The sequence below is a fragment of the Streptomyces hesseae genome (assembly GCF_031845785.1).
Taxonomy (GTDB): Bacteria; Actinomycetota; Actinomycetes; order Streptomycetales; family Streptomycetaceae; genus Streptomyces; species Streptomyces hesseae.
The window spans coordinates 437,436-447,620 of sequence record NZ_JAVRFI010000004.1; the positions used below are offsets into that span (position 1 = coordinate 437,436).

At 73.4% G+C, this 10,185-nt stretch carries 12 protein-coding genes; 4 read left to right on the plus strand and 8 right to left on the minus strand.

All coding sequences use genetic code 11. The features are described 5' to 3' along the window. Positions 1-3: 3 nt before the first annotated feature. Entirely contained in the window at positions 4-420 is a 417-nt protein-coding gene (locus RM609_RS09990) for a VOC family protein (protein WP_311609674.1), read from the plus strand. 48 nt (positions 421-468) lie between these two features. On the opposite strand, the gene RM609_RS09995 is transcribed toward RM609_RS09990, so the two are convergent. The 8 genes from RM609_RS09995 to RM609_RS10030 all read right to left on the minus strand — a co-directional run bounded on the left by RM609_RS09995 (position 469) and on the right by RM609_RS10030 (position 7,539). Further along, entirely contained in the window at positions 469-1,194 is a 726-nt protein-coding gene (locus RM609_RS09995) for an FAD-dependent monooxygenase (protein ID WP_311609675.1), read from the minus strand. Further along, entirely contained in the window at positions 1,157-1,492 is a 336-nt protein-coding gene (locus RM609_RS10000) for an FAD-dependent monooxygenase (protein WP_311609677.1), read from the minus strand. The genes RM609_RS09995 and RM609_RS10000 overlap by 38 nt, the downstream gene beginning before the upstream one ends. A gap of 55 nt (positions 1,493-1,547) precedes the next feature. Next, entirely contained in the window at positions 1,548-2,330 is a 783-nt protein-coding gene (locus RM609_RS10005; RefSeq protein WP_311609679.1) for an AraC family transcriptional regulator, read from the minus strand. A gap of 42 nt (positions 2,331-2,372) precedes the next feature. Next, positions 2,373-2,888, minus strand: coding sequence for a MarR family winged helix-turn-helix transcriptional regulator (locus tag RM609_RS10010; protein WP_311609680.1), 516 nt, complete (start codon positions 2,886-2,888; stop codon positions 2,373-2,375). A gap of 94 nt (positions 2,889-2,982) precedes the next feature. Next, the gene (locus tag RM609_RS10015) at positions 2,983-4,518 is read right to left on the minus strand and encodes an FUSC family protein (RefSeq protein ID WP_311609681.1); all 1,536 of its coding nucleotides are present in this window, start codon (positions 4,516-4,518) and stop codon (positions 2,983-2,985) included. Positions 4,519-4,539: 21 nt separating this feature from the next. Beyond that, positions 4,540-5,559: an acyl-CoA dehydrogenase family protein gene (locus RM609_RS10020; RefSeq protein WP_311609682.1), complete on the minus strand. Its 1,020-nt coding sequence runs from the start codon at positions 5,557-5,559 to the stop codon at positions 4,540-4,542. Beyond that, a complete protein-coding gene (locus RM609_RS10025) occupies positions 5,556-6,698 on the minus strand; it encodes an acyl-CoA dehydrogenase family protein (protein WP_311609683.1) in 1,143 nt (380 codons plus the stop codon). Before RM609_RS10025 ends, RM609_RS10020 begins: the two co-directional genes overlap by 4 nt. A gap of 1 nt (position 6,699) precedes the next feature. Further along, positions 6,700-7,539, minus strand: coding sequence for an enoyl-CoA hydratase (locus tag RM609_RS10030; RefSeq protein WP_311609684.1), 840 nt, complete (start codon positions 7,537-7,539; stop codon positions 6,700-6,702). 45 nt (positions 7,540-7,584) lie between these two features. On the opposite strand from RM609_RS10030, the gene RM609_RS10035 reads away from it, so the two are divergent. From RM609_RS10035 to RM609_RS10045, 3 genes are read left to right on the plus strand one after another with little or no spacing between them, the layout of a single operon-like run. Continuing rightward, a complete protein-coding gene (locus tag RM609_RS10035) occupies positions 7,585-8,385 on the plus strand; it encodes an SDR family oxidoreductase (RefSeq protein WP_311609685.1) in 801 nt (266 codons plus the stop codon). Positions 8,386-8,399: 14 nt separating this feature from the next. Further along, the gene (locus RM609_RS10040; RefSeq protein WP_438828411.1) at positions 8,400-9,017 is read left to right on the plus strand and encodes a TetR/AcrR family transcriptional regulator; all 618 of its coding nucleotides are present in this window, start codon (positions 8,400-8,402) and stop codon (positions 9,015-9,017) included. Between the two features lie 8 nt (positions 9,018-9,025). Continuing rightward, positions 9,026-10,183 carry an acetyl-CoA C-acetyltransferase gene (locus RM609_RS10045; protein WP_311609687.1) on the plus strand — a complete coding sequence of 386 codons (1,158 nt, stop codon included), beginning with the start codon at positions 9,026-9,028 and terminating at the stop codon, positions 10,181-10,183. The last annotated feature ends 2 nt before the right edge of the window (positions 10,184-10,185 follow it).

The window sequence follows — 10,185 nt, forward strand, 5'->3', positions numbered from 1 at the left end:
GGCATGACCATCAAGCTTTCACAGTGCTTCATCGCAGTCGACGACCATGACAAGGCCCTCGCCTTCTACCGCGACATCCTCGGCCTGGAGGTCCGCAACGACGTCGGGTTCGAGGGGATGCGCTGGGTGACCGTCGGGTCGCCCGCACAGCCGGACGTGGAGGTCGTCCTCGAACCGCCGCTCGCCGACCCCAACGCCTCGCCCGCCGACCGGCAGGCCATGGCGGAACTGCTGGCCAAGGGCCTGCTGCGCGGCGTGATCTTCTCCACCGACGACTGCGACGCCACCTTCGAGCGGATCCGGTCCGCCGGCGGCGAGGTCCTCCAGGAGCCGGTCGACCAGCCCTACGGCGTCCGCGACTGCGCCTTCCGCGACCCGTCCGGCAATATGCTCCGCTTCACCCAGCGGCGTACCGGCTAGCCCCGGACCGGTCTGCTCGGGACCGGTCGGCTCCGGGAGGCTCGGGCCCTAGTTCAGTCCGGCGATGAACTCGCTCAGCAGACGGTTCGCCGAGCCGGACTCGAACAGGCGTGCAAGATCTGCCCGGGCGACCTGGTGGCGGAACTCGTCTCGGTGCGAGCCGCCACCGGCGTCGTGTATCAATTCGGTCCACCATGTCGCGAACGCCTGGTAGTTCCACACGCGATGAAGACACGTCGACGAGTAACCGTCGAGCAGGGCCGAGTCGTGATTGTTGGCCTGGTAATGGATGACGGCGTTCGCGAATGTCTCGGCGTCGTACAGGGCCAGGCTCATTCCTTTCGCGCTCATCGGAGGAACGATGTGGGCGGCGTCCCCGAGCAGATACAGTCGGCCGTGGCTCATCGGGCTGTGCACCAGGCTTCGCAGTGGCACCAGTTGTGTGCTGGTGATCCGCCCCCTGGTGGCCATGGGTTCGCCGAAGCGGGTCTCGAGCTCGTCCCAGATCCGTTCGTCCGTCCACTGCGGCATGGAACTGTCGAGCGGGCACTGCAGATAGAACCGGCTCGCGTGTGGGCCGCGGGCGAACTGCCCGGCGAATCCACGTGGGTGCAGCGCCATCATGGACTGGTGGTTGGCGGGCACCTCCGCCAGAACGGTCAGCCATGCGTACCCGAATTCGTGGGAGTACCGGGTGAGGCTCTCGCCGGGGATGGCTGCCCTGCTCGCACCGCGGTCACCGTCGCAGCCGGCGACGAACTCGCAGCCGATCACCTTTGTCGATCCGGTGCCGTCCCGATAGCGAACGTTGCACAACATCGCCGACGAGGCACCCCCATACGCCGTCGATCCGGAAGTTCAGCACCGGTTTGACCGGGGCCCCTTCGATCACCCGGTCTTCGAGTCCCCACTCCCGGAACATGCGTGCCGCCCGGGTGTCGATGACCCCGGCACGCTGTCGCTGTTCGACGTACTCACGGCTGCGCTTTTCCAGGATGACGCAGTCGATCCCGCTGCGCAGGAGGAAGTTTCCGAGGGTGAGTCCGGCGACTCCCGCTCCCGCGATCACCATGGTGGTGTTCTCGTGCGCTTCGGGTGCTGACCGGGGCACTTCGGTCGGGCCGTTGTCATGCCTCCATCAACAGTCGACGACGGAGCTCCATCTGATATCGCCCTGGTGTCTGGCCGACGATCGCTGTGAACGCTTCGATGAGACTGGCGGGATTGGCCCAACCCAGCCGGGTGGCCGTGTCGATGACCGCGTCCCCCTCGACCAACCTGACCAGCGCATGCTGGACGCGCAGCAGGCTCCGCCACCGATGGAAGCTCATCCCCAGCTCGCTCCGGAACAGGCGGCTCAGAGTCCGTTCGCTCGCCCCGACCGTCCGCCCGAGCTCCGCCAGCGTCGAAGGGGTCGCGGGGTCGGCGTGGAGAAGGTCCGTGACCGCGCGAAGACGGTCATCGGCCGGCTCCGGAAGGTACAGGGCCTCTTCGGGAACGTCGACGAGCTCGTCGACGACCACCTCCCGAAGCCGGTTCCGCGCGTCCGGCCGCAGCTCGCGCCCGTCGGTGAGGACCAGCAACGCTTCCCGCAGCAGCGGTGACACGGCGAAGACCGTGGGCCGGTCCGGTAACGAAGCGCACAACGCGCCGGAGACCTCCACCACCCGGACCTCCGTCCGCCCGTAAGCGCGGTGGTAATGCTCGAAACCCGGCGGCGTCCACGCGACACGGTTGGGCGGGGCGACCCACGTGCCCCGCTCCGTCGTGGTGGCAAGGACGCCCGCCGAGGGATACAGCAACTGCCCGTCGGTATGACGGTGGGGTGCCACACCGTCTCCATGAGCGAGTAGCCCGCGCTTGTCCTCGATCGCGGTGACGAGGTGAGGCTTCCGACGGATGGCAGGCACGGTTTCGAGCCTAGGACCTGTCCGCCGCCGGTGGCGGACGCATTACGGCTGGAGGCCGCCGAGCCGCCCTTCGAGGTGGACGAGGAGCTCGGCGAGGGTGCCGGCGAGCTCGTCCTGCCGGTCCTTGCCGAGGCCCGCGAGCAGCGCCTGCTCGTACTCCAGCTGGCGCGGGATCAGTATGTCGATGAGCTCCCGGCCGGAGCCGGTCAGCGACAGATGGGCCACCCGCCGGTCGCGGTCGTCCGGGCGGCGCGCGACCAGGCCGCGCTCCTCCAGTACCCGCAGCCGCTTGGTGACGGCCGCGCCCGAGGCGAACGTCTCCCGGGCGATCTGCCCGGGCGTCAGCTCCCGGCCCGTGCGCCGCAGGGTGCCCAGGATGTCGAACTCCGCCCGCGTCAGCCCCTCGCGCACCAGCGGGGCGTCCGTGGCCTGCTGAAGCAGGGCGGCGCACCTGTTGAGCCTGCCGATCACGGCCATCGGCGCGGTGTCGAGTCCGGGGTGGACCTCCTGCCACTGGCGCAGCACGCGCGCGACGATGTCCTCGGCGTCCTCGGCCACAGTTCTCGATCCTCTCCAGTCGGTGTTCCCCGGTAGATTCTGCCGCGACGGGCGCGGGCGGATCAGCCGAGGCCCGCCGGAGGGCCGTGTGCTGTCAGCCGCCGGCCGGCGTGGGGGCCGGCGCGGGGGCCAGGGCGTGGAGGGCGGCCAGGGCCCGGTGCCCCTCGCGTTCCTCGTGGGCGACCCGTGCGGCGATCCGCTCCCCGGGCGGCGCGTGTCGCCGTCGCTCCCCGGCCGCGACGTCCACCGCCGCGCGCAGCTCCAGCAGCGCCGCCCCGAGCCGCTCCCGGACGCGGGCGGTCTCCTGAGTGCCGTCACGCGCGGCGTCGTTCCGGGCCTCGCGGACCCGGCCGAGGGCGGCCTCGACCCGCTCCACGGCCCGCCCGTCGGCGACCAGCAGGCACACCAGCACTCCGATCGCGGCGCCCGCCACCGTGTCGGCGCCCCGGTCCGCCATGGTCCCGCCCGCCGGGTGCGCCCCGGCGAACTCGCCCAGCAGCAGCGCCATCGGCGTCACGAACACGCTGCCCAGCCAGTAGTTCCGGGCCATGGTCGCCTCCGCCGCCACCTGGAGCGCGAGCGCGACCGCCACCATGACGACCTCGCCCGTCCGGGCGATGGGAAGCAGCGCGGCGAACAGCGCCAGCCCCACCACATTGCCGATCACACGCTGGGCGCCGCGCTGCCACGACGCGGAGGCGTGGGCCTGGACGACGGACGCGGCCGAGACGACGGCCCAGTGGGGGTGGGAGCTGCCCAGTGCGAGGGAGGCCCACCCGGCCAGGGCGGCGCCGAGCGCGACGCGGGTCGCGGCCAGGGTGATCAGCCCGTTCCGCACGCGGTAGGGGGGTGCGGGGGCGAAGCCCCCGGCCGGGGGAAGGGCCGGGACCGGGGAACGCCCGCGCAGTCCCCGCGCCACCTCCCGCAGTCGCCCCGCCTCTGCCTCCCCCTCCGCCTCCGACGACGCCCTCTCGGCCCACGCCACGAGCGCCTCCAGATCAGGCCGGCCCGCGCACGCCCGGCGCGCCGCCTCCGCCGTCACCAGCACCGCGTGCCGGTCGCCCCGGGCCGCCGCCTCCAGGGCCCGCGCCACGGCGATCCGCTCCGGACCGTGCCGCCGGACGAGGCCCGGGGCCATGCAGATCAGCCAGGCCAGTGCCCCGCTCGCCGCGACCAGCCCCAGATGCCCGGGCACCTCCGCCGCCCGTTGCGGCACGAAGAACGCCGTCGACGTGAGGAACGTCAGCACCACGTTCCCCGGCGGCCCGATCCGCGCCGCGTCGCACACGGCCTTGTGGACCGCCGCGACGAGCGCCGCGAGCAGGACCAGCAGCGGGGCCGAATGGACGAGGGCAGCGCTGGTCAGGGCCACGCCCATGCCCGCGACCGCGCCCAGGACCAGCCAGGCCAGCGTCCGGGCGCGCCGGGCGTAGGGCCGGTCGTGCCCGTACAGCGCGCAGAGCGCGCCGGCGGCGGTGTAGAGGGCGAGGTCGAGGCGGCCGAGTGCGAGGAGCGTCACGTCGGGGACGGCCATCGCGGCGGCCGCGCTCAGCGCGGGCCAGGTCCAGATGTCAGCTGCCGGCTTCAGCCGGACCAGACCGCGCACGGGCAGGGGAGGGAGCTTCGCCATACAAATACATTAACAGGTGTTTTACTGGTGAAAGAGTTCCAGGGCTGCCCGGCGGCAGTCCTCCGGCGCCCCCCACGCCTGCCGCAACGCCCGCGCCTTGCCCAGCCACAACGACAGGTCGTACTCGGACGTGTAGCCGATCGCGCCGTGCACCTGGAGCGCCGTGCGCGCCGCCGCGTACGCCGCGTCGCAGGCGGCCGCCTTGGCCGCCGCCACCTCCGCCCGGGCCCCCGGGGAGTCCGCCGCCAGGGCCACGGCCGCGCCGTACAGCAGCGGCCGCGCGAACTCCAGGCCGATCAACGCGTCCGCCAGCCGGTGCTTGACCGCCTGGAACGAACCGATCACCGCGCCGAACTGGACGCGCCGCCCGGCATGCGCCACCGTCCGGTCGAGAAGCGCGTGCCCCACCCCGAGCGCCTGCGCGGCGGTCGCGAATGCCGCCCACAGACCGGCATGCGCGGCCGCCTCCCGCACGGCCGGCCCGGCCGCCAGCGGCTCCCCGTCCACCGCCGGAAGGGCCAGGCGCCGCGCGGGGTCGACGGACGGCCGGACGGGACCATGGCCGGACGCCAACCGCAAAACCGCACTCTCCTCGCCGCCCGTCACCACGAACACCGCGTCCGCCGCGTCCGCGTCCAGCGCGTACGGACCCGCCGCCGGCGCCGCCAGGGTCACCCGTGCCTGGCCCGCGCACACCCTCGGCACCCACTCCTTCGCGGGCGCCGCCTCCCCGGCCGCCGCCAGGCGTGTCAGCAAGGCCGTCGCCGCGACCGTCTCCACCAGCGGGCCGGGCACGCAGTGCCGGCCGAACTCGACGAAGGCGACACCCAGTTCCACCGGCAGCGGCCCCACCCCGCCGAACGCCCCGGGTGCCGCCAGCGTGAACACACCCGCGTCCGCCGCCCGGCGCCACAGCACCCGCCCCGGCCCATGCTCGCCGCGCGCCCACGCCCGTACCGCCGAGGGCGTGTCCGCCGCCGCGAACATCCGATCCAGCGAGCGCCCGAAGGTCATCTGCTCGGCGTCCAGCGCGAACCTCATCCCCGGCGTCCCTTCGGCAGTCCCAGCAGCCGCTCCGCGATCACATCCCGCTGGATCTCGTTCGTCCCGGCGTAGACCGGCCCGGCCAGGGCGAACAGCCAGCCCTGGGCCCAGGCGGCGTCGGCGAGTTCGCCCTCCGCGCCCAGCAGATCGAGGGCCGTCTCGTGCAGCGCGAGATCCAGCTCCGACCAGAACACCTTCGTCAGGCTCGCCTCCGCCCCCGACGGCGGATCCGGCCGCGACGCCTGCGCGTAGGCGTACAGCCGGTACGCCCGCGCCCGGATCACCGCGTCCGCCACCCGGTCCCGCAGCGCCGCGTCACCGGGACCGGCCGCCGAACGCCACAGCTCCACCAGGCGTCCGGCCGCCGCCGTGAACCGGCCCGGGGCGCGCAGCGCCGTGCCGCGCTCGCTGCCCGCCGTGCTCATCGCGACGCGCCAGCCCTGCCCCGGCTCCCCGACGACGTCCTCGTCGGGCACGAAGACCTCGTCCAGGAAGATCTCGGCGAAGACGGGCTTCCCGTCGAGACGCCCGACGGGCCGTACGGTCACCCCGGGCGCGTCCAGCGGGAACAGTGCGTACGTCAGCCCCCGGTGCGGACGGTCCGCGCCGGGATGGCTGCGGAACAGCCCGAAGGCCCGGTCCGCGAACACCGCACGCGAGGACCATGTCTTGTTCCCGCTGAGCAGCCACCCGCCGTCCGTACGGACGGCGACCGAGCGCAGCGCGGCGAGGTCGGAGCCCGCCTCCGGCTCGGACCACGCCTGGGCCCAGACCGTCTCGCCGCGCGCCATCGGCGGCAGGATCCGGGTCCGCTGCTCCTCGGTGCCGTGCGCGAGGAGGGTGGGGGCGAGCAGGGCGACGCCGTTCTGGGAGATCCGGGCGGGCGCGCCCGCCGCGTGGTACTCCTCCTCGAAGACCAGCGACTCCACCGGTGAACCGTTCCGGCCCCCGTAGGCGTCCGGCCAGGAGACCGCCGACCAGCGGCCCTCGTACAGCGTCCGCTCCCACGCCCGGTGCTCGGCGAAGCCCCGCGCGGTCTCCGGCGGGGCGAGCGGCGCGGCGGGCACGTGCTCCGCCAGCCAGGCCCGCGCCTCCGCGCGGAAGGCGGACTCCCCGGGGGTGAAGTCGAGGTCCACTTCAGGACTCCGCTCTCATGCTTCTGGCGTCCATCCCGGCGAGCTGATCGCCGGACGTCTCCGCGTTGTGCGCGTGCGCGAGGTGGTGGAGGGCGAAGGCCGAGTCCAGGCCGCTGTGCAGCCCCTGGAGGTCCTCGGCCTGATTGACCGCCCGTTTCGTCAGCGCCAGGCCCATCCGGGGCATCCGGGCGATCCGCCCGGCCAGGGCGAGGGTCTCGGCGGCCAGATCGTCCCGTGGCACCACACGGTTGACCATCCCCACCTCGTACGCGCGCCGCGCGCTCATCCGGTCGCCGGTGTAGAGGAGTTCCTTGGCGATCCGGGGCGGCATCACCCACGGGTGGGCGAAGTACTCGACGCCGGGGATACCCATCCGTACGACCGGGTCGGCGAAGAACGCGTCCTCGCTCGCCACGATCAGGTCGCACACCCAGGCCAGCATCAACCCGCCCGCCACGCACGCCCCTTGCACGCTCGCGATGAGCGGCTTGGGCAGCTCGCGCCAGCGCCGGCACATCCCGAGATACACCTCGGACTCCCGGGCGAAGCGCTGCTCGGCGCCGGACTTGCCGGAGTGGTCCCACCACAGCCCGGCCCGGCGGGGGAACGGCAGATGCGCGTCACGGCCGGGCGACCCGATGTCGTGCCCCGCCGAGAAGTGCTCGCCCGCCCCGGCCAGGACGACGACCCGGACGCCGTCGTCGGCCGCCGCCTCGGAGAAGGCCGTGTCCAGGGCGTAGGTCATCGCGGAGTTCTGCGCGTTGCGGTACGCGGGCCGGTTCATGGTGACGGTCGCGACAGAGCCGTCGCTCTCGTAACGCACCACAGGGTCAGTGGTCATCAACCATCCTTCCCTAACAAGTGTTTGGTAGGTTAGCGTGGGGCCATGAGCAGCGTCGAGAGCTCCGGCCCGCCGCCCCCGCCACCCGGCCACGACCTGCTGACCGGCCGTACCGCCGTCATCACCGCCGCCGCGGGTACCGGCATCGGCGGCGCCACCGCCCGCCGCTTCCTGGAGGAGGGCGCGAGCGTGGTCCTGGGCGACGCCCACGCGCCCCGCCTCGCACACGTGGTGGCGGAGCTCGCCGAGGAGTTCGGCGCGGACCGCGTCGCCGGGACGCCCTGCGACGTCACCGACGAGGCCCGCATCGCCGCCCTCCTCGACCTCGCCGAGGAACGCCATGGAACCCTCGACGTCCTCGTCAACAACGCGGGCCTCGGCGGCACCGCCGAACTCGCCGACATGACCGACGACCAGTGGCACCGGGTCCTCGACACCACCCTCACCGGCACCTTCCGCTGCACCCGCGCCGCCCTGCGCCGCATGCGGGCGCGCGGCACCGGCGGCGCCGTCGTCAACAACGCCTCCGTCCTCGGCTGGCGCGCCCAGCGCGGCCAGGCCCACTACGCCGCCGCCAAGGCTGGCGTCATGGCCCTCACCCGCTGCGCGGCCCTGGAGGCCGCCGACCACGGCGTACGCGTCAACGCCGTCGCCCCGAGCCTCGCCGCCCACCCCCACCTCGCCCGGGTCACCACCCCGGAACTACTGGAACGGCTGGCGGAACGGGAGGCGTTCGGGCGGGCGGCCCAGCCCTGGGAGGTCGCCAACGTCATCGTCTTCCTCGCCAGCGACTACTCCTCGTACATGACCGGGGAGACCGTCGCCGTCAGCAGCCAGCGCGCGTGAACGAGAATGACACCGTGCCGACCAGCAAGAAGACCACTCCCGCACGCCGCGCCGAACTGCTCGCCCTGGCCGCCGAGGTGTTCGCCGAGCACGGCTACCGGGCCACCACCGTCCGCCGGATCGCCGACGAGGCGGGCATGCTCGCCGGAAGCCTCTACTACCACTTCGACTCCAAGGAGTCGATGCTCGACGAGATCCTCACCGGCTTCCTCGACGACCTGTGGGCCCGCTACGACGCCGTCCTCGCCGCCGGGCTCGGCCCCCGCGAGACCGTCACGGAGCTCGTCACCGAGTCCTTCCGCGAGATCGACCAGCACCGCGCGGCGGTCGCCCTCTACCAGAAGGAGACCCCGCACCTCGCCGGACACCCCCGCTTCTCCTACCTCGCCGACTCCCGGCGGAAGTTCGAGGAGATGTGGCTGGGCGTCCTCCGGCGCGGCATGGCCGACCGGTCCTTCCGCGCCGACCTCGACATCCGCCTCGCCTACCGCTTCCTGCGCGACACCGTCTGGGTGGCCGCGTCCTGGTACCGGCCCGGCGGGACGCACAGCCCGGAGGAGATCGCCGGGCAGTACCTGTCCATGGTCCTGGACGGCATCACCCCACGAGCCCCACGAGCCCCGCGACCCTAGGAGTCGTCATGGCCGAAGCGTTCATCGTCGAAGCGGTACGCACCCCCGTAGGCCGCCGCGGCGGCGCCCTCGCCACCGCCCACCCCGCCGACCTGGGCGCCCACGTCATCGCCGAACTCATCCGGCGCACGGGTGTCGACCCGGCGGCCGTCGACGACGTCGTCCTCGGCTGCCTCGACACCGTCGGGCCACAGGCCGGGGACATCGCCCGCACCAGCTGGCTCGCCGCCGGCCTGCCCGAGGAGGTCCCCGGCGTCACCGTCGACCGGCAGTGCGGCTCCGGCCAGCAGGCCGTCCACTTCGCCGCCCAGGCCGTGCTCTCCGGCACCCAGGACCTCGTCGTGGCGGGCGGCACCCAGAGCATGTCGCAGATCCCCATCGGCTACGCCTTCCACCGCGCCGCCGAACCCCTCGGCCTCACGCACGGCCCCTTCGCCGGCTCCCACGGCTGGCGGGCCCGCTACGGCGACCGGCCCGTCAACCAGTTCCACGGCGCGGAGCTCATAGCCGACCAGTGGGGCATCACCCGCGAGATGATGGAGGAGTACGCGCTCCGCTCCCACGAACGGGCGGTACGCGCCGCCGACGAGGGCCGCTTCACCCGGGAGACCGTGCCGTACGGGGACATGACCGCCGACGAGGGCCCGCGCCGCGACACGTCCCTCGCCCGCATGGCCGACCTCAAGCCCGTCGTCCCCGGCGGGCGGCTCACCGCCGCCGTCTCCTCCCAGGTCTCGGACGGCGCGGCGGCCCTGCTGATCGCGAACGAACGCGCCGTCCACGACCACGGGCTGACCCCCCGCGCCCGCATCCACCACCTCTCCGCCCGCGGCGAGGACCCCATCCGCATGCTCACCGCCCCCATCCCGGCGACGGCCCACGCGCTGCGCCGGGCGGGCCTGAGCGTGGCCGACATCGACCTCTTCGAGGTCAACGAGGCCTTCGCCCCCGTCGTCCTCGCCTGGCTCAAGGAGACCGGCGCCGACCCGGACCGCGTCAACGTCAACGGCGGCGCGATAGCGCTCGGTCATCCGCTGGGGGCGACGGGGGCGAGGCTGATGACGACGCTGGTGGGGGAGCTGGAGCGGGTGGGCGGGCGATTTGGGTTGCAGGTGATGTGCGAGGGGGGCGGGCAGGCGAACGTGACGGTGGTGGAGCGGGTGTGAGG

Coding starts and splice junctions, on each gene's coding strand:
- RM609_RS10035 (WP_311609685.1), top strand. CDS start 7,585: ATGAGCAGCGTCGAGAGCTCCGGCCCGCCGCCCCCGCCACCCGGCCAC.
- RM609_RS10045 (WP_311609687.1), top strand. CDS start 9,026: ATGGCCGAAGCGTTCATCGTCGAAGCGGTACGCACCCCCGTAGGCCGC.
- RM609_RS10030 (WP_311609684.1), bottom strand. CDS start 7,539: ATGACCACTGACCCTGTGGTGCGTTACGAGAGCGACGGCTCTGTCGCG.
- RM609_RS09990 (WP_311609674.1), top strand. CDS start 4: ATGACCATCAAGCTTTCACAGTGCTTCATCGCAGTCGACGACCATGAC.
- RM609_RS10015 (WP_311609681.1), bottom strand. CDS start 4,518: ATGGCGAAGCTCCCTCCCCTGCCCGTGCGCGGTCTGGTCCGGCTGAAG.
- RM609_RS10000 (WP_311609677.1), bottom strand. CDS start 1,492: ATGGTGATCGCGGGAGCGGGAGTCGCCGGACTCACCCTCGGAAACTTC.
- RM609_RS10020 (WP_311609682.1), bottom strand. CDS start 5,559: ATGAGGTTCGCGCTGGACGCCGAGCAGATGACCTTCGGGCGCTCGCTG.